Source organism: Streptomyces sp. NPDC050528, from assembly GCF_044457795.1.
Lineage (GTDB): Bacteria > Actinomycetota > Actinomycetes > Streptomycetales > Streptomycetaceae > Streptomyces.
This window is the reverse complement of record NZ_JBITHH010000001.1, coordinates 1,286,720-1,304,151: the sequence shown is the minus strand read 5'-3', so window position 1 is coordinate 1,304,151 and position 17,432 is coordinate 1,286,720. Positions and strand designations below refer to the sequence as shown.

Annotated in this window: 16 protein-coding genes; 10 read left to right on the top strand and 6 right to left on the bottom strand. The window is 71.0% G+C overall.

Going from position 1 to position 17,432, the window contains the following annotated elements; translation table 11 throughout:
• Positions 1 to 221 precede the first annotated feature (221 nt).
• The 4 genes from ACIBK4_RS06045 to ACIBK4_RS06030 all read left to right on the top strand — a co-directional run bounded on the left by ACIBK4_RS06045 (position 222) and on the right by ACIBK4_RS06030 (position 4,185).
• Positions 222 to 683: a helix-turn-helix domain-containing protein gene (locus tag ACIBK4_RS06045; RefSeq protein WP_398992516.1), complete on the top strand. Its 462-nt coding sequence runs from the start codon at positions 222 to 224 to the stop codon at positions 681 to 683.
• 76 nt (positions 684 to 759) lie between these two features.
• Positions 760 to 1,953 (top strand): helix-turn-helix domain-containing protein, encoded by a 1,194-nt coding sequence (locus ACIBK4_RS06040; protein ID WP_398992514.1) that lies wholly within the window; start codon positions 760 to 762, stop codon positions 1,951 to 1,953.
• Between the two features lie 319 nt (positions 1,954 to 2,272).
• Positions 2,273 to 3,262: a malate dehydrogenase gene (locus ACIBK4_RS06035; RefSeq protein ID WP_398992512.1), complete on the top strand. Its 990-nt coding sequence runs from the start codon at positions 2,273 to 2,275 to the stop codon at positions 3,260 to 3,262.
• A 143-nt stretch (positions 3,263 to 3,405) separates the two neighbouring features.
• Positions 3,406 to 4,185: a hypothetical protein gene (locus ACIBK4_RS06030; RefSeq protein WP_398992510.1), complete on the top strand. Its 780-nt coding sequence runs from the start codon at positions 3,406 to 3,408 to the stop codon at positions 4,183 to 4,185.
• 29 nt (positions 4,186 to 4,214) lie between these two features.
• Here ACIBK4_RS06030 and ACIBK4_RS06025 read toward each other — a convergent pair whose 3' ends face one another.
• A complete protein-coding gene (locus ACIBK4_RS06025) occupies positions 4,215 to 4,904 on the bottom strand; it encodes a siderophore-interacting protein (protein ID WP_398992508.1) in 690 nt (229 codons plus the stop codon).
• Positions 4,905 to 4,945: 41 nt separating this feature from the next.
• Complete coding sequence (locus tag ACIBK4_RS06020; RefSeq protein ID WP_398992506.1) at positions 4,946 to 6,391, bottom strand: MFS transporter; 1,446 nt, start codon at positions 6,389 to 6,391, stop codon at positions 4,946 to 4,948.
• Between the two features lie 106 nt (positions 6,392 to 6,497).
• Between ACIBK4_RS06020 and ACIBK4_RS06015 the strand changes: the two genes are divergently transcribed.
• The gene (locus tag ACIBK4_RS06015) at positions 6,498 to 7,436 is read left to right on the top strand and encodes a LysR family transcriptional regulator (RefSeq protein ID WP_398992504.1); all 939 of its coding nucleotides are present in this window, start codon (positions 6,498 to 6,500) and stop codon (positions 7,434 to 7,436) included.
• A gap of 56 nt (positions 7,437 to 7,492) precedes the next feature.
• Here ACIBK4_RS06015 and ACIBK4_RS06010 read toward each other — a convergent pair whose 3' ends face one another.
• Together ACIBK4_RS06010 and ACIBK4_RS06005 are read right to left on the bottom strand one after the other, a co-directional pair.
• On the bottom strand, positions 7,493 to 8,410 hold the full coding sequence (locus ACIBK4_RS06010; RefSeq protein WP_398992502.1) for a GNAT family N-acetyltransferase: 918 nt from the start codon (positions 8,408 to 8,410) through the stop codon (positions 7,493 to 7,495).
• A 12-nt stretch (positions 8,411 to 8,422) separates the two neighbouring features.
• Positions 8,423 to 8,569, bottom strand: a complete 147-nt coding sequence (locus ACIBK4_RS06005) for a hypothetical protein (RefSeq protein WP_398992500.1) — start codon at positions 8,567 to 8,569, stop codon at positions 8,423 to 8,425.
• A gap of 333 nt (positions 8,570 to 8,902) precedes the next feature.
• Here ACIBK4_RS06005 and ACIBK4_RS06000 point away from each other — a divergent pair, with 333 nt between their 5' ends.
• The 5 genes from ACIBK4_RS06000 to ACIBK4_RS05980 all read left to right on the top strand — a co-directional run bounded on the left by ACIBK4_RS06000 (position 8,903) and on the right by ACIBK4_RS05980 (position 16,146).
• Positions 8,903 to 10,429 carry an aldehyde dehydrogenase family protein gene (locus ACIBK4_RS06000; RefSeq protein WP_398992498.1) on the top strand — a complete coding sequence of 509 codons (1,527 nt, stop codon included), beginning with the start codon at positions 8,903 to 8,905 and terminating at the stop codon, positions 10,427 to 10,429.
• Between the two features lie 129 nt (positions 10,430 to 10,558).
• On the top strand, positions 10,559 to 12,091 hold the full coding sequence (locus tag ACIBK4_RS05995) for a GMC family oxidoreductase (RefSeq protein ID WP_398992495.1): 1,533 nt from the start codon (positions 10,559 to 10,561) through the stop codon (positions 12,089 to 12,091).
• 56 nt (positions 12,092 to 12,147) lie between these two features.
• Positions 12,148 to 13,233, top strand: a complete 1,086-nt coding sequence (locus ACIBK4_RS05990) for a glycine betaine/L-proline ABC transporter ATP-binding protein (RefSeq protein ID WP_398992979.1) — start codon at positions 12,148 to 12,150, stop codon at positions 13,231 to 13,233.
• Positions 13,233 to 15,188: an ABC transporter permease gene (locus tag ACIBK4_RS05985; protein WP_398992493.1), complete on the top strand. Its 1,956-nt coding sequence runs from the start codon at positions 13,233 to 13,235 to the stop codon at positions 15,186 to 15,188. Before ACIBK4_RS05990 ends, ACIBK4_RS05985 begins: the two co-directional genes overlap by 1 nt.
• 1 nt (position 15,189) lies before the next feature.
• Positions 15,190 to 16,146 (top strand): ABC transporter substrate-binding protein, encoded by a 957-nt coding sequence (locus ACIBK4_RS05980; RefSeq protein WP_398992491.1) that lies wholly within the window; start codon positions 15,190 to 15,192, stop codon positions 16,144 to 16,146.
• 6 nt (positions 16,147 to 16,152) lie between these two features.
• Here ACIBK4_RS05980 and ACIBK4_RS05975 read toward each other — a convergent pair whose 3' ends face one another.
• On the bottom strand, positions 16,153 to 16,875 hold the full coding sequence (locus ACIBK4_RS05975; RefSeq protein WP_398992489.1) for an isocitrate lyase/phosphoenolpyruvate mutase family protein: 723 nt from the start codon (positions 16,873 to 16,875) through the stop codon (positions 16,153 to 16,155).
• A 46-nt stretch (positions 16,876 to 16,921) separates the two neighbouring features.
• Complete coding sequence (locus ACIBK4_RS05970) at positions 16,922 to 17,419, bottom strand: carboxymuconolactone decarboxylase family protein (protein ID WP_398992487.1); 498 nt, start codon at positions 17,417 to 17,419, stop codon at positions 16,922 to 16,924.
• Positions 17,420 to 17,432: the final 13 nt, after the last annotated feature.

The following is a 17,432-nucleotide window of genomic DNA, read 5'->3' as shown; positions in this document are numbered from 1 at the left end:
GTCTGCATTCACCGTGCCGCGCTGTGCGGGACCTGTTCAATGCCTGTCGGCGCGCTGTGGCAGGGGGGTGACTGTTTCGCTACGAGCCGCGCACCGCCCCGCGACGAGGGAACCGTTCCCCTTCCGGTGTCGTCATTTCGCTCGGAGCGGGCAAATGAGGACAGCGACGACGGCTACGACGACAGTGCCGGGGACGGTTACGAGGACGCCGGGGAGGTGCGATGGGCGGCTGGCAGCCGCTGCCGGACGAACTGCCGGCGGAGGTGCGGCACTTCGTGGAACAGTTGCGCCTCCTCAAGGACCGCACAGGCCTCAGCCTGGTGGCGCTCGGCGCGCGCACCGCGTACAGCAAGTCCTCCTGGCACCGCTATCTCAACGCCACCCAGCCCCCGCCCCGCCAGGCCGTGCTCGCCCTGTGCCGGGTGGCCGGCGCCGACCCCGAACGCATCGGCGTGCGCTGGGAGTTGGCGGTCCAGGCCTGGCCCCGGCAGGTGCCGGTCCCCGAGCGTGCCGAGGCCGGGGACGAGTACCGGGACGATCCGACCCTGCCGTGGTGGGACACCCCGCCCGGGGAACCGGAGCCCGGGCCGGGCGGACGGTTGCTCCGGTACACGTTGGTGCTGTTGCTTCTCCTGCTCCTCACTGCTGTCGTGGGAGTCGTGGTCCTTGTGTCGATGTATTGACAAGTTTGCGGATATGCAACGAAGCCGACCAACAACCGCGTTAGCGTGGGCAATTCAGGGCAGAGGGGGGAAAGCAATGCCTCGTTGGAGGGCTTTGCCGGATGAACTCGATCCGCAGGTCAGAGAGTTCGCGAGCCAGTTGCGCCGGCTCGTGGACCGCAGCGGCCTGAGCATCGCGGCGGTGGCCGACCGCACGGGCTACAGCAAGACATCCTGGGACCGCTATCTGAACGGCCGGCTCCTTGCACCGAAGGGCGCGATCGTCGCCCTGGCCGAGGTCACCGGCACGAGTCCCGTTCATCTGACCACGATGTGGGAACTCGCCGAGCGTGCGTGGAGCCGCTCCGAGATGCGGCACGACATGACCATGGAGGCGATGCGGGTCGCCCAGGCGCGAGCGGCGCTGGGGGAGTTCGGGGCGGCCCCGGCACCGGCGGCACCCGCGAAGGGCGGCAAGACGGCCCGCAAGGGTGGCGGCAGTGTCACCGCGACCCCGGGGATCGCGGGCCCGGCGGGAGTGTCCCCGACGGTGCCGCCACAGCCGGCGGCGCCCGACAGCGACGTACGGGAAGGTCCTTCGAAGGACGTACGGGAAGGTCCTTCGAAGGTCGCCAACTCGTGGGGGATCGCGGGGTATTCGGGACCGAAGCAGTCTGGTGGGTCCGGTGGGTCCGGTGGCTCCGGTGTCGGGGCGGCCGCCGCGAAGCCCCAGCCCGAGACGCCGGTCCCGGCCGGCGAACCGCCTCGCCCCACACCGGGTGTGGGCGGTGCCAAGCGGCGGGCACTGATGTTCGGGGCCGGGGTTCTCGGCGTCCTGGTCGTGATCGCGGCGGTGTTCCTGGTCACGAACAACGGCGGCGGAGGCAAGAAGGCCGCCGCCAAACACACCTCCGCCGCGCCGTCCGTCAGCACGAACCCCGATCTGCCGGCCGGAGTGAAGTGCGTGGGCGCGGGCTGCACCGGCAAGGACGCCGAGGCGATGGGCTGCACGACGGAGGCGGGCGCGGTGACCACCGCCAAGACCGCGACCGTCGGGACGACCGTCGTCGAGGTCCGCTACAGCAAGACCTGCGGTGCCGCCTGGGGCCGTATCACCACCGGTGTGGCGGGGGACTCCGTGCAGGTCAGCGCGGGGACCGCGAAGGAGACCGACAGCATCACGGCGTCCGGTGACGCCATCGCGTACACCCCGATGGTCGCCGTGAAGGACGCCGGTGAGGCGAAGGCGTGTGTGACGCTCGCGTCGGGGCAGAAGGGCTGCACGACCTAGGCCGCGAAATGTGGGGATTCGGTGTACGTGGGGAATGCCCGCTCCGGTTTCGGGCAGGCGGAAAGTACCCCCACGGGATTCCGGATCCTCGGTTCCCCCCACGGCGGTCGTCCGGTGTTCCTCTCCCGAGCCGGACGGCCGCCTTTTGCGTGCCCCGACCCGGCGCTGTGGGCTGGGCCACACGGACCCGGGAGTCCGGGATCGCGGATGCGCGATAGCCTGACCGGTGGATCTCTTGATGCCAAGAGATCGATCATTTGTACGTCCCGCACCCCGGGGCAGTGCCGCCCCACCGCCAGCTGTCATAACGGAGAACGCCATGACCCGCACTCCCGTGAACGTCACCGTCACCGGCGCGGCCGGCCAGATCGGTTACGCCCTGCTCTTCCGCATCGCCTCCGGCCAGCTGCTCGGCGCGGACGTGCCGGTCAAGCTGCGTCTCCTGGAGATCACCCCGGCGCTCAAGGCCGCCGAGGGCACGGCGATGGAGCTCGACGACTGCGCCTTCCCGCTCCTCCAGGGCATCGACATCACGGACGACCCGAACGTCGCCTTCGCCGGCACGAACGTCGCCCTCCTCGTCGGCGCCCGCCCCCGCACCAAGGGCATGGAGCGCGGCGACCTGCTCTCCGCGAACGGCGGCATCTTCAAGCCGCAGGGCAAGGCCATCAACGACAACGCCGCGGACGACATCAAGGTCCTCGTCGTCGGCAACCCGGCCAACACGAACGCGCTCATCGCGCAGGCCGCCGCCCCGGACGTACCGGCCGACCGCTTCACCGCGATGACCCGCCTCGACCACAACCGCGCGCTGACCCAGCTCGCGAAGAAGACGGGCACCACGGTCGCCGACATCAAGCGGCTGACCATCTGGGGCAACCACTCCGCCACCCAGTACCCCGACATCTTCCACGCCACGGTCGCCGGCAAGAACGCCGCCGAGATCGTGAACGACGAGAAGTGGCTGGCCGAGGACTTCATCCCGACCGTCGCCAAGCGCGGCGCCGCGATCATCGAGGCCCGCGGCGCCTCGTCGGCCGCCTCCGCCGCCAACGCCGCCATCGACCACGTCCACACCTGGGTCAACGGCACGGCGGACGGCGACTGGACCTCCATGGGCATCCCGTCGGACGGTTCCTACGGCGTCCCCGAGGGCCTCATCTCCTCCTTCCCGGTCACCACGAAGGACGGCGTCTACGAGATCGTCCAGGGCCTGGACGTCAACGAGTTCTCCCGCGCCCGCATCGACGCGTCGGTGAAGGAGCTGGAGGAGGAGCGCGAGGCGGTCCGCTCCCTCGGCCTGATCTAGTAGGTACTTGCGGGGCCGTTCTCGACGGCTCTGTCACGGGCTTGCGCGGGCCCTGTTCCGGTTACGGCCGGAGCGGGGCCCGTTTCCTGTTTCCGCCGCTAACTTCGGAAGAGGTACGTGGTGGGTGATTCGGGGGGTTCGTGATGAGTGACTGGGATCGTTTCGCGGCGGAACGCGGGCCGAGTGAGGAGCGGGGGCAGGCGCCCTGGGCGGTGTGGTCCACGGCGGAGACGCAGACTTCGCTGACCGCGCCGGCGTGGGTGTCGCCACCGGCTCCAACTCCGGCCCCAACTCCGGCTCCCGCTCCGGTAGTTGCGCCCGCTTCCGGCCGTCGTGCCTGGCGGCTGGTCCTCGCGGTGGCGCTCGCGGTGGTGCTGGGCGCGGGTGCCGGGGGAGGGGTCTGGTACGTCACGCACGGCCGCGGCGCGCACGATCGCACGGCTGCGACGGGCACCGGATCGGTCGCCGCCCGGTCGTACCGCGGTACTCAGGACCCGGCCGGCTTCACCGTCGACATCCCCCGGGGCTGGACCCGCACCCAACGGCAGGGCGCTCAGGCCCCGGTGGTCACCTACGACTCCCCGGACGGCACCCGCCGCCTCCAGATCTTCCGCGTCTCCGAGAACTCCCCGGCCGAGTCCCTCGACCTCGCCGAGAACGACCCGGGTTATGGCTTCGCGCGGCAGCCCGGGTATCAGGTCATCGACCGTACCTCCGGCCCGAGTTGGGCCGAACTCACCTATCGCTACGACGACTCGTACAAGGGTGCGCGCCGGGTGATCGACCGTCGTTTCGAGGCGGCGGGCGGCTCGCTCTACGCGATCCGGTCCAGTGGCCCCGAGTCCCTCGATCCCGGGGTGGTCCGCGCACCGCTCACTGCGGCGCTCGGCTCCTTCTGCCCGACGGACGCGAACTGCGGATAGGCCGTGGCCCGGGGTCAGGCGGCGGAGCCCTACTCCAACCCCCGCTTCCCCGGCGCCCAGAACGGCTTCGTGAGCACGGACCGTCGGTCCCAGCCCAACTCCCGTACGAGCACCTGCCGGACGTGCTGCACGGTACGAGCCTCCCCGGCGACGTACGCGATGCCGCCGGGCTCGGGGGCGAGGTCCTGCACCGCGTCCGGGAGTGAAGTCCCGCCCCTGACAAGCCAGTTGAGCCGCTCGGAGTGGGTCAACGGCAACCGGTCATCCTCCGCCCCCGTCTCCACGCAACCGGAGACCCGCACCCCCTCGGGCAGCGCGGCCAGCATCGCGCCGAAGGCGACCGAGGCCGTCTCCTCGCCCACGAAGACATGGTGGGAGGCGTCGGGCCGGAGCGTGAAGGTGCCCTCGGGCTTCCGCAGCCGCACCTGGTCGCCGATGCCGACGCTCGTCCCCCAACGCGCCCCGGGCCCACCCTCGGAGTGGTCCAGCACGCACAACTCGACGGCGCCGGACGGGTCGTAGCGCCAAATCGAGTACGTACGCAGGGTCAGGCCGGTGACCAGGACGCGGACCTGTTGGCCGGGGTGGACGTCGAGGCCGGTGAGGGTGTCGCTCTCGATGCGCAGGTGGCGCATGCGGGCGGTGATCGGTTCGGCGGCGGTGACGGTGGCTCGGAGGGTGACCAGGTCGAGGACGGGGTTCAGGAGGGCGGACGGCACAGGGGCTCCTCAACTCGGTTGTGCGCGTGGGGAGTTGGCGATCAGGAGTGACCGGATGGACGCGATAGTACGCGTTTCTCGTCGGACGCGATAGTGCGTGTGGTGATCGTGCGGTCGCGGTGGCCGACGATCACGAGTGCGGTGGCCGCGAGGACGATCAGGGCGACCGTGCGCAGCGCTGGGCCCATGCCGTGGGCGAGGTCGGGGTGGGCGGCCAGGATGGTGCCGGTGACCGCCACGCCCAGGGCCGCGCCGAGTTCGCGGGCCGAGGTGCCGAGACCGGAGCCGAGGCCCGTCTGGTGCGGCGGCAGCGAGGTGACGACGCCGACCGTGAGCGCGGGCATGGAGAGCCCGGTGCCCGCCGAGATCACCAGCAGCCAGCAGGCGTACGTCCCGTACGGGGTGCCCGCGTCGGCGGTGGACGCGCCCAGCAGGCCCAGGCCGATGAGGGCGAGACCGGTGCCGATGACCGCGCGGGGGCGGTGCGACCAGCGGACGGCGAGTCTCGGGACGAGCGCCATGCCGATCGTCAGCGGCACGATCGCGACACCGGTGACGGCGGCGCCGTAGCCCTTGATTCCTTGCAGGTACTGGGAGTTGACGTAGAAGAGGGAGAACAGGCCGAAGAAGCCGGTGGCCGTGCCGAGGGTGGCCGCGCGGAGGGTGGGGGAGGCGAAGACGCGCGGGTCGAGGAGCGGAGTGCGGGAGCGGAGCGCGTGGGCGGTGAAGGCGGCGATCAGTACGGCGGCTGCCGCGAAGGCCGTGATGATGCGCGGGGAGGTCCAGCCGTAGGCCGGGCCCTCGATGATGCCGAAGAGGACCGCGACCAGGCCGGTGGTGAGGAGGGCGGTGCCGGTGGGGTCGAGGTTGCTGTGCGCGGAGCGTTCCGTGCGGGGGGTGGTGAGGGTGACCGCGAGGGCGAGCAGTGCGGCCAGCGGGACCATCGCCCCGAACAGGGCACGCCAGGACAGGAATTGGCCGACCAGGCCGCCGCCGAGGTTGCCTGCGAGTCCGCCGAGGCCGATGGCGAGGGTCCAGGACGCCATCGCGCGGGCGCGGTGTTCCGGGGCGGAGAGGTGGACCAGGATCGACATCGTCGCCGGCGTGATCAGCGCCGCGCCCGCGCCGGACAGGCCCCGGCCCGCGATCAGCGTCGCCGGGTTCTGCGCGAGCGCGCTGGTGGCGGCACCCGCCGCGAACAGGGCCAGCCCGGCGAGCAGCGCACCCTTGCGGCCGTGCCGGTCGCCCAACGCGCCGGCCGGGATGAGGAGTCCGGCGAACACGATGACGTACGCGTCGACCATCCACAGCAGTTCGGTGTGGGACGGGTGCAGGGAGGACGAACTCAACTGCGGGATGAGGAGGTTGATGGCGGCGACCATGCTCTGCGCGACGAGAACGCAGGCGCAGAGGGTGAGGAGGGTGGAGCGCTTGAGGGTGCGGTCGGGGGCGGGCTCGGGGGTCGGCTTCTGGGCGCGCGAGGGCACGGCTCCTCCAGGGAGTCCGGTGTGGTGGTGGGTGTGTGGTGGTGGGTGCCCTGTCACCGTAGGCTCGGGGTGACCTGCTTTCCAGTGCAACCTTTGCAAGGGGCGAATGCGTGTGACGCAATCCGGAAATGGCGGAGGGCTGGACCTGAATCTGCTGGTCGCCCTCGACGTGCTGCTGGAGGAGCAGAGCGTGCAGGGCGCCGCGCACCGGCTGCATCTCTCCGAACCGGCGATGAGCCGCACGCTCGGCCGGATCCGCAAGGCGCTCGGTGACCCCGTGCTGGTGCGCGCCGGGCGGAAGATGGTGCCCACACCGCGTGCGCTGGCCGTGCGCGCCGAGGTGAGCGCGGTGGTGGAACGGGCGCGGGCCCTGTTCGCGCCGGGCCGGGACGCCGACCTCGGGACCGTCAGCCGTACGCTCACGATCATCGGCCACGACTACTTCCCGGCTCTCTACGGCGCCCAGCTGCTCGCCCGCGCCGCCGCCGAGGCGCCCGGTATCCGCGTCCGCTTCCTCGCCGAGAGCCATGTGGACACGCCGCATCTGCGGCAGGGCACCGCCGACCTGGAGATCGGTGTCGTCGACACGACGGCGCCCGAGGTGCATGTCGAGAAGCTGCACGAGGACCGGATGGTCGGCGTGGTGAGGGCCGGACACCCGCTGCTGGAGGGGGAGTTGACGCCCGAACGCTTCGCAGCCGACGCCGACCACCTGATCGTCTCGCGCCGCGGCAAGATGCACGGCCCCGCCGACGCACGCCTCGCCGAACTGGGCCTGAAACGCCGGGTGGTGGCCACCGTGGGCACCTTCCCGGCCTCGCTCTTCGTCGTCCGCGACACGGACCTGGTCGGCATGATCAGCCTCTGGAGCGTGCCCATCGCCCACACCCTGGGCCTGGTCACCTTCGACATCCCCCTCCAACTCCCCGACCTGGAGGTCGGGTTGGCCTGGCACCCACGCCACGACGCCGACCCGGCCCACGCCTGGCTGCGCGCCACGATGAGGGAGCTGCTGACGGAGGGGAGGCCGGTGGCCCGCAGCTAGCCGCTTCTCGAACCAGCCGGCCGCTCCTCGAACCAGCTAGCCGTTTCTCGAACCAGCTAGCCGTTTCTCGAACCAGTGATCCGCTTCTCGAACCAATGGTCCGCGTAGACGTGATCGACGTAGGCGGGAATCTCCGCGTACCCGCACGCCCGGTACATCGCCTGAGCCTCCGTGAGCGCGGCATGCGTGTCCAGCCGTACGACACTGAAGTCGTGTTCTACGGCGGCCAGTTCGAGGTGCGTGAGGATGCGGCGGGCGAGGCCGAGGCGGCGGGCGTCGGGGTGCACCCAGACGTGCCGGATCTCGCCGACGCCGGGCTCCAGGGTCCGTAGCGCCCCGCAGGCCACCGGCCGCCCCTCCTCGTACGCGACGAAGAACGCCCCCGCGTCCCCGGTGACCTCATCCGGCCGTACGAGATCCGCCTTGTCGAAGCCCTCCGGGAAGCGGGCGTCGATGTCGGCGGCGTAGGCGTCGAGGCAGGCGCGGGCGTCCTCGGCGGCTCCGTCGACGAGGGCGACGGTGATGCCGGCGAGGCGGAGGAGGCGTTGGGTGGTCGCCAACGCGTGGGTGAGTTCGGTGCGTTGGGGTGCGGTGAGGGTGGTGAGGAGACCGGCGGCGAGGGCGTTGGCCCGACGGTGCTGCTCCTTGACCTCGACGCGACCGGCGTCGGTCAGCTCGATCAGCCGCAGCCGGGTGTCGTGCGGCGGCACGGTCAGCCGGACCAGGCCCTGCGCCTCCAGCGACTTCGCCATCCGGCTCAAGTAGCCCGCGTCCAGGGCGAGTCGGCCGCGCAGTTCGCGCAGCGAGACCCCGTCCCCGATCTCGAACAACAGCCGGGCCTCGCCGAGGGGGCGGTCCTGGCCCAGGTAGTGGTCGTCGAGCGCGCCGATACGGCGGGTGAAGTACCGGTTGAACTGACGGAAGGCGGCGACGTCCTTGCCGTCGGGCGGCACCGGGTTCGTGACTGGCTCCATATTTCTTTGACTCTAGTCAAAGGTGTCGGTGGCGTCCAGGGGGAGGACGGCAAGTGGGGGAGAAGGGGTGCGGGCTTTGAGGGTGGCGGGTTGTTCGGCGTACCGGTCAGGTTCGGCGTTGGTGACCAGGAGGGGCCCGGCGTGCGGGGGTGCGGTCACGGATGCTGCCCTTGCGAACTGGGTCGGCGGGGTGCGCGACGGGCTCCGGCCGGGCGCCGACCTCATTCGGGAGTCGGCCGACGGACGGGCGGTCGACGGGGGCGGGGGAGGGCCCGCCACGGTGACTGTGACCGTGTCGTTGCGGAGTGGCTGTTGAGGGTGACGGGTCGGTCCTGTGTTTCGCCCCTTATGTCCGCATGTTCAGTGACGCGGCCCACTTTCGGCCATGGATTGTGCATGCATACGGACGTCCCGGGCAGGCGCCCGCAGTCCCCGAGAGTGACAGTTAGGTGACGCTGGGGCGCTGAACAGGAACGGAAGGCAATACCGATCATGGCCGACAACACGGAACAGCAGGCGGGGAAGACCATTCACGCGGGCGGAGACTGGCTCGAAGCGGTCTCCGGTGCCACGCGCGAGATCATCGACCCCGCGGACGCGTTGCCGTTCGCCGTGGTCGCGGAGGGCGACGAGAAGGACACGGACATAGCCGTCGCCGCCGCCCGCGCCGCCTTCGACGGCGGTCAGGGCGCCTGGCCGCTCACCCCCGTCACCGAGCGCGCCGCCCTGCTGCGCCGCGTCGCCGACCTCCTCGTGCGCGACCGCGAGGAGCTCGGCCTGCTGGAGAGCCGGGACGCGGGCAAGACCGTGGAAGAGGGCCGGGTCGACATCGACTGTGTCGCCGACGCCTTCCGCTACTTCGCCGACCTCGTCGCCGGCGAGGCCCCCGGCCGGGTCGTCGACGCGGGCACGCCCGAGGTGCACAGCGTGGTCGTGCACGAGCCCGTCGGCGTCTGCGCGCTGATCACCCCCTGGAACTACCCGCTGCTCCAGGCGAGTTGGAAGATCGCGCCCGCCCTCGCGGCAGGCAACACCTTCGTCGTGAAGCCCAGCGAGATCACCCCGCTGACGACGATCGCCCTGATCGAGCTGCTCGTCGAGGCCGGGCTGCCCGCCGGTGTCGCCAACATCGTCACCGGGCCCGGTCACTCGGTCGGCGCCCGGCTCGCCGAACACCCCGACGTCGACCTCGTCTCCTTCACCGGCGGCCTGATCAGCGGCACGAAGGTGGCCCAGGCCGCCGCCGTGACCGTGAAGAAGGTCGCCCTCGAACTCGGCGGCAAGAACCCCAACGTCGTCTTCGCCGACGCCTGCGCCACCGAGGGGGGCTTCGACACCGCCGTCGACCAGGCCCTCAACGCGGCCTTCATCCACAGCGGCCAGGTCTGCTCGGCCGGTTCCCGCCTCATCGTCGAGGAGACGATCCGCGAGCGCTTCGTCGCCGAACTCGCCCGCCGCGCCGAGAAGATCCGCCTCGGCCGCGGCACCGAGGACGGCGTCGAGTGCGGCCCCCTCGTCTCCGAACAGCAGCGCGCCAAGACCGAGTCGTACGTCGCCGCCGCCCTCGCCGAGGGCGCGGTGCTGCGCTCCGGCGGCAAGCGCCCCGAACCGACCGCGACCCGGCCCGCCACCGGCTACTTCTACGAGCCGACCATCCTCGACCAGTGCCACCGCGAGATGACCGTCGTACGCGAGGAGGTCTTCGGACCGGTCCTCACCGTCGAGACCTTCCGCACCGAGGACGAGGCGGTCGCGCTCGCCAACGACACCGAGTACGGCCTCGCGGGCGCCGTCTGGACCGCCGACGCGGGCCGCGCGCGCCGGGTCGCCGGCCGGCTGCGGCACGGCACCGTCTGGATCAACGACTTCCACCCCTACCTCCCGCAGGCGGAGTGGGGCGGCTTCGGAAAGAGCGGTGTGGGCCGGGAGTTGGGCCCCGCCGGACTCGCCGAGTACCGCGAGGCCAAGCACGTGTACCAGAACCTGGCGCCGAGGCCGGTGCGCTGGTTCGCGGGCTGACGCCTGTCCGGTTCGCGGGCCGGTCCTCGGTTCGCGAGCCTCGGTTCGCAGGCCGGTCCGCGTCCGGTTCGCGGGCCGACGACCCCACGTCCCCTTCAACCCCCAGCCCCCACTGGAGTGAGTACCCCCATGCCCGACAACGAGTACGACTATGACTACGTCGTCATCGGCGGCGGCACCGCAGGATCCGTCATCGCCTCCCGCCTCACCGAGAACCCCGACGTCACCGTCGCCGTCATCGAAGGCGGCCCCAGCGACGTCGGCCGCGAGGACGTACTGACCCTGCGCCGCTGGATGGGCCTCCTCGGCGGCGAGCTGGACTACGACTACCCGACCACCGAGCAGCCGCGCGGCAACTCCCACATCCGGCACAGCCGCGCCCGCGTGCTCGGCGGCTGCTCCTCGCACAACACCCTGATCGCCTTCAAGCCGCTGCCGTCCGACTGGGACGAGTGGGAGGCGGCCGGCGCGAAGGGCTGGGGCGCGATCTCGATGGAGGCGTACTACGCCCGCCTCCTCAACAACATCGTCCCCGTCGACGAGAAGGACCGGAACGCCATCGCCCGCGACTTCGTCGACGCGGCCCAGGAGGCGCTCGGCGTCCCCCGGGTCGAGGGCTTCAACAAGGCACCCTTCACGGACGGCGTCGGCTTCTTCGACCTCGCGTACCACCCGGAGAACAACAAGCGGTCGTCGGCGTCCGTCGCGTACCTCCACCCGGTGATGGACGAGCGCCCCAACCTCCGTATCTTCCTTGAGACTTGGGCATACCGCCTGGAGCTGAACGGCACCCGAGCCGAGGGCGTCCACGTCCGCACCAAGGACGGTGAGGAACTCCTCGTCCGCGCCCGCCGCGAGGTCGTCCTCTGCGCCGGCGCCGTCGACTCCCCGCGCCTGCTCCTCCACTCGGGCATCGGCCCCCGCAAGGACCTCGAAGCGCTGGGCATCCCCGTCGCCGTCGACCTCCCGGGCGTCGGCGAGAACCTCCTCGACCACCCCGAGTCGGTCATCGTCTGGGAGACCAACGGGCCGATCCCGGAGAACTCCGCGATGGACTCCGACGCGGGCCTGTTCGTGCGCCGCGACCCGGGGCATCAGGGCCCGGACCTGATGTTCCACTTCTACCAGGTCCCCTTCACCGACAACCCCGAGCGCCTCGGCTACGAACGCCCCGAGTTCGGCGTCTCCATGACCCCGAACATCCCCAAGCCGAAGAGCCGCGGCCGTCTGTACCTGGAGAGCGCCGACCCGGCGGTCAAACCCGCCCTGGACTTCCGGTACTTCACCGACGAGGACGACTACGACGGCCGCACCCTCGTCGACGGCATCCGCATCGCCCGCGAGATCGCGAAGACCGAACCCCTCGCCGGCTGGCTCAAGCGCGAGGTGTGCCCCGGCCCGGAGATCCTCGGCGACGCGGAACTGAGCGAGTACGCCCGCAAGGTCGCCCACACCGTCTACCACCCGGCCGGCACCTGCCGCATGGGCGCCGACACCGACGAACTGGCCGTAGTCGACCCCGAGTTGCGCGTCCGCGGCCTGGACGGCATCCGCATCGCCGACGCCTCCGTCTTCCCGACCATGCCCGCCGTGAACCCGATGATCGGGGTGCTCATGGTCGGCGAAAGGGCCGTCGACCTGATCGGAGGTGGTGCGCGATGAGTACCCTCAGCACACCCAACGGCCTTGACGAGAACGGCAGTTCCGCGACCACGAGCATGAGCACGGGTGCGGGTACAGGTACAGGTACGGCCGGCGACCCCGTGTTCTCGGTGGACGGCCTCTGGAAGGTCTTCGGCCCGAAGGCCGACGAGATCCCCGCCGACCCCGAACTCACCGCCCTCGACGCCGCCGAGCTGCGCGCCCGCACCGGCTGCACCGCCGCCGTCCGCGACGTCTCCTTCGACGTCCGCAAGGGCGAGGTCTTCGTGGTGATGGGCCTGTCCGGCTCCGGCAAGTCCACCCTGGTCCGCTGCCTCACCCGCCTCATCGAACCCACCGCCGGCACCATCGCCATCGACGGCGAGGACGTCCGCGCCATGGACAAGTCCCGGCTGCGCGAACTCCGCCGCCACCGCGCCGCGATGGTCTTCCAGCACTTCGGCCTCCTCCCGCACCGCACGGTCCTCGACAACGTCGCCTACGGCCTGGAGATCCAGGGCGTCGGCAAGGCCGAGCGCCGTCGCCGGGCCGCCGAGGTCGTCACCAAGGTCGGCCTGGAGGGCATGGAACAGCGCCGCCCCGGCCAGCTCTCCGGCGGTCAGCGCCAACGCGTGGGCCTGGCAAGGGCGTTGGCGGTGGACCCCCAAGTCCTCCTGTTCGACGAGCCGTTCAGCGCGCTCGACCCGCTGATCCGGCGTGACATGCAGGAGGAGGTCGTCCGGCTGCACCAGGAAGAGGGCCGCACGATGGTCTTCATCACCCACGACCTGAACGAGGCGCTGAAACTCGGCGACCGCATCGCCCTGATGCGCGACGGCCGCATCGTCCAGCTCGGCACCCCCGAGGAGATCGTCGGCTCACCCGCCGACGACTACGTCCGCGAGTTCGTACGGGACGTACCGCGCGCCGATGTCATGACCGTCCGTACGGCTATGCGCCCGGGGGACTGCGGAGGTTCGGAGCACCCCGGTGCTCTCGCGGCCGACGCGGTCGTCGCCGAGGCGATCAAGGTCGTGTCCCGCAGCGGAAAGCCCGCCTGCGTCGTCGAGGACGGCCGCTGTCTGGGCGTCGTCGACCACGCTCGGCTGCTGGACGTCGTGGCCGGGGCGGAGCTCGTCGACACCGGCAAGGAGGCGGTCTGATGGCCACGGTCACCGCACCCGCCCCGCGCCTCGCCCTCCCCGGAATCCTCCGGCACCGGGCCGCGCACAAGCTCCTGCTGCTCGCGCTCGCCGCCGCGATCCTCGTACCGCTCGCCAACGCGCAGTGGGCCAGCGGCAGTTGGCCGCACGCCCTCACCGTCGACCTGTCCGGTCCGCTGGGTCGGGCCAACGACTGGATCATCGACAACCGCGACAGCTCCCCGCTGTTCCTCTACTTCTTCGGCTACATCAGCAACGCCGTCGTCCTCTCCGTACGCGCCGTCTACCTGGTGCTGCTCGCCGCGGGCTGGGCGGGCGTCACCGCGTTCGGCGCCCTCGTCGCCTGGCGGGTTGCGGGCGTACGGCTCGCGATCGGCACCGGCGTCGCCTTCCTCGCCTGCGGGCTGCTCGGCATGTGGGTGCCGACCATGCAGACCCTCGCCCTGATGGTGGTCGCGGTGCTCACCTCGGTCGTCGTGGGCGCGCTCCTCGGCCTGGCCGGCGGCCTCTCCGAACGCACGGACCGCGCACTGCGCCCGGTGTTGGACACCATGCAGGTGCTCCCCGCCTTCGCCTACCTCCTCCCCGTCGTCCTCGTCTTCGGCATCGGCGTCCCCGCCGCCGTCCTCGCCACGGTCGTCTACGCCGCCCCGCCCATGGCCCGCCTCACCGCGCTCGGCCTGCGCAACGCCGACCCGGAGGTCCTCGAAGCCGTCGAGTCCCTCGGCGCCACCGGACGCCAACGCCTGTTGACCGCACGGCTCCCGCTGGCCCGCAAGCAGCTCCTCCTCGGCCTCAACCAGACGATCATGATGGCCCTCTCCATGGCCGTCATCGCCTCCGTCATCGGCGCCGGAGGCCTCGGCGACCGCGTCTACCAGGCCCTCGCCTCCGTCGACGTGGGCGCCGCCCTGGCCGCCGGCATCCCGATCGTGCTCCTGGCCGTCGTACTGGACCGCGTCACCGCGGCGGCCGGCGAACAGTCCGACGAGTCCGCGGGTGAGCCGGGTTCGAACCTCCGCCCATGGCTGTACGCCCTCGGCGCCACCGTGGTCGTAGCGGTCGCCGTCCGCCTCGCCGGCGCCCTGGACTGGCCCTCCGGCTGGACCCTGGACATCGCCGAACCGGTGAACCGCGTCGTCGACTGGATGACCGCCCACCTCTACTCCGGCGTCCCCTACCTCGGCGGCACGGCCGACTGGGCCGGCCACTTCACCACCTGGGTCCTGGACCCCGTACGCGACGGTCTGCAGTGGCTGCCGTGGTGGTCGGTGCTGCTGATCGTCGCCGCCCTCGCCTGGGTGATCGGCACCTGGCGCACCGCGCTCACCGCCGTCCTCGCCATGGCCGCGATCGGCGTGCTCGGCGTGTGGAAGCCGTCGCTGGACACCCTGTCGCAGGTGCTGGCCGCCGTGGCCGTCACCCTCGTCCTCGGCTTCGCGACCGGCATCGCCGCCGCCCGCAGCGACCGCTTCGAACGCGCCCTGCGCCCCGTCCTCGACGTCTGCCAGACGATGCCGCAGTTCGTGTACCTGATCCCGGTCGTCGCCCTCTTCGGCGTCGGCCGCGCCCCCGCCGTCGCGGCGGCCGTCGTCTACGCCCTCCCCGCCGTCGTCCGCATCACCACCCAGGGCCTGCGCCAGGTCGACCCGGCCGCCCTGGAGTCGGCCCGCTCGCTGGGCGCGACCAGTGCCCAGCAGCTGCGGCAGATCCAACTCCCGCTCGCGCGCCCGGCGTTGCTCCTCGCCGTCAACCAGGGCGTGGTCCTGGTCCTCGCCGTCGTCATCATCGGCGGCCTGGTCGGCGGCGGCGCCCTCGGTTACGACGCCGTGTTCGGCCTGGCCCAGGGCGACTTGGCGACCGGCCTGGTCGCCGGCGCCGCGATCGTCTGCCTCGGCCTGATGCTCGACCGGGTGACCCAACCCACGGAACGCCGCACCAAGAAGGGAGCGTGACATGCGCGTTCGTACGGCTTACTCAGTGGCCGCGGTGACGTCCCTCGCCCTGCTCTCGGGCTGTGGCGCCGCCGACATGACCAAGCAGGCCTCGCCCTTCGCCAACGCGCAGGGCGCCAAGACCGTGACCCTCTCCGTCCAGTCCTGGGTGGGCGCACAGGCCAACGTGGCTGTCGCGCAGTACCTGTTGGAGCACAAGCTCGGCTACCGCGTCGACACCGTCCAGGTCGACGAGGTCCCCGCATGGGACGCGCTCAGCCAGGGCCGGGTCGACGCGATCCTGGAGGACTGGGGCCACCCCGACCAGGAGAAGCGCTACGTCGACGACAAGAAGACGATCACACGCGCGGGCGGCCTCGGCGTCACTGGGCACATCGGCTGGTACGTCCCGACCTACCTGGTCAAGCAGCACCCCGACATCACCAATTGGAAGAACCTCAACAAGTACTCCTCGCTGTTCCGCACCGCCGAGAGCGGCAGCAAGGGCCAGTTGATGGACGGCTCGCCCTCCTACGTCACCAACGACAAGGCCCTGGTGACGAACCTGAAGCTCAACTACCAGGTGGTGTTCGCCGGTTCGGAGGCCGCGCAGATCACCCAGATGAAGCAGTTCGCCAAGGAGAAGAAGCCCTTCCTCACCTACTGGTACGCCCCCCAGTGGCTGTTCAAGAAGGTTCCGATGACGGAGGTCGAACTCCCCGCCTACAAGGAGGGTTGCGACGCCGACGCCACCAAGGTCGCCTGCGCCTACCCCCACACCCCGCTGGAGAAGTACCTCAACACGGACTTCGCCCAGCGCGGCGGCAAGGCGGCGGCCTTCCTGAAGAAGTTCAAGTGGACGACCGAGGACCAGAACGAGGTCTCCCTGATGATCGCCGACCAGAAACTCTCCCCGGCCGACGCCGCGAAGAAGTGGGTGGACAACCACCCCTCCACCTGGAAGACCTGGCTGTCCTGACCCTGCTCACCGCTTCAGCTCTACGGCCCTCTCCTTGAGCGCGAGTGCCGCCCAGCGCTGGAGCCCCGGCCCGAACGTGACGCGCGTGGCCCCGAGTTCACCCAGTTCGGTGGGCGAGGGGCCCTCGCCGTCCAGCCGCGCGAGCGCGTTGACCGGCCCCTGGATACCGGACCGCAGCAACGGCAGCACCTTCGCCGGAGCCATGATCGGATAGACGCAGTCGGCACCCGCCGCGACATACAACGCGGCCCGCTCGATGGCCCGTTCGGGGTTCCCGTCACCGTGCAGGAAGGTGTCGACCCGCGCGTTGACGAACAACCGCTCCGCCGCCACCGCCCGCACCTCGGCCAGCCAATCGGCGTGCCGCCGCGGGTCCTTGAGCACCCCGCCCTCGGAGTCCTCCAGGTTGCACCCGACCGCCCCCGCCTCCAGCAGCCGCTCCACCAGCTCCTTCGGCGCGAGCCCGTACCCGCCCTCGACATCCGCCGACACCGGCACGTCCACGGCCCGTACGATCCGCGCGACCGCCGCGAACATCTCGTCCGCCGGCACGGCCCCGTCCTCGTACCCGAGCGAGGCGGCGACCCCGGCACTGGGCGTGGCGAGCGCCGTGAACCCGGCCTCCACGAACACCCGCGCACTCACCGCGTCCCACGGCCCGGGCAACACCAGCGGATCACCGGCCGACCGCCGCCGATGCAGACTCCGGAACAGCTCCACCTTGCTCACGGCCGACACCCCCACACCTCGCGGTCCAACCCCCGTGCGGGCGACGTCACTTGAACTGTCCCGCCTTGTAGTGCCCCGGCACCATCCGCGTGCTCACCCCGAACCGGTTCCACGCGTTGATCACCGTGATCGCCGCGATCAACTGCGCCAGCTCGGCCTCCTCGAACTGCTCGGCCGCCCGCGCGTACACCTCGTCCGGCACAAAGCCGTCCGTGATCACGGTGACCGCCTCGGTCAGCTCGATCGCCGCCAGCTCCTTCTCGGTGTAGAAGTGCCGCGACTCCTCCCACGCGCCGAGCTGGATGATCCGCTCGACACTCTCGCCCGCCGCGAGCGCGTCCTTGGTGTGCATGTCGAGGCAGAACGCGCAGTGGTTGAGCTGCGAGGCGCGGATCTTCACCAGTTCCAGCAGCTTCGGGTCGAGGCCCCGGCGGGCGGCGGCGTCGAGACGGACCATCGTCTTGTAGACCTCGGGCGCGTGCTGGGCCCAGTCCATGCGGGGGCTGTGCTCGTGGGCGTAAGGAGTTTCCTGTGCTGTGGTCATGTACTCGACTCTA

Bases quoted from the DNA above. Each gene is read 5' to 3' on its own strand.
- ACIBK4_RS06045 (WP_398992516.1), top strand. From the start codon at position 222: ATGGGCGGCTGGCAGCCGCTGCCGGACGAACTGCCGGCGGAGGTGCGG.
- ACIBK4_RS06040 (WP_398992514.1), top strand. From the start codon at position 760: ATGCCTCGTTGGAGGGCTTTGCCGGATGAACTCGATCCGCAGGTCAGA.
- ACIBK4_RS06035 (WP_398992512.1), top strand. From the start codon at position 2,273: ATGACCCGCACTCCCGTGAACGTCACCGTCACCGGCGCGGCCGGCCAG.
- ACIBK4_RS06030 (WP_398992510.1), top strand. From the start codon at position 3,406: ATGAGTGACTGGGATCGTTTCGCGGCGGAACGCGGGCCGAGTGAGGAG.
- ACIBK4_RS06015 (WP_398992504.1), top strand. From the start codon at position 6,498: ATGCGTGTGACGCAATCCGGAAATGGCGGAGGGCTGGACCTGAATCTG.
- ACIBK4_RS06010 (WP_398992502.1), bottom strand. From the start codon at position 8,410: ATGGAGCCAGTCACGAACCCGGTGCCGCCCGACGGCAAGGACGTCGCC.
- ACIBK4_RS06000 (WP_398992498.1), top strand. From the start codon at position 8,903: ATGGCCGACAACACGGAACAGCAGGCGGGGAAGACCATTCACGCGGGC.
- ACIBK4_RS05995 (WP_398992495.1), top strand. From the start codon at position 10,559: ATGCCCGACAACGAGTACGACTATGACTACGTCGTCATCGGCGGCGGC.
- ACIBK4_RS05990 (WP_398992979.1), top strand. From the start codon at position 12,148: ATGAGCACGGGTGCGGGTACAGGTACAGGTACGGCCGGCGACCCCGTG.
- ACIBK4_RS05985 (WP_398992493.1), top strand. From the start codon at position 13,233: ATGGCCACGGTCACCGCACCCGCCCCGCGCCTCGCCCTCCCCGGAATC.
- ACIBK4_RS05980 (WP_398992491.1), top strand. From the start codon at position 15,190: ATGCGCGTTCGTACGGCTTACTCAGTGGCCGCGGTGACGTCCCTCGCC.
- ACIBK4_RS05970 (WP_398992487.1), bottom strand. From the start codon at position 17,419: ATGACCACAGCACAGGAAACTCCTTACGCCCACGAGCACAGCCCCCGC.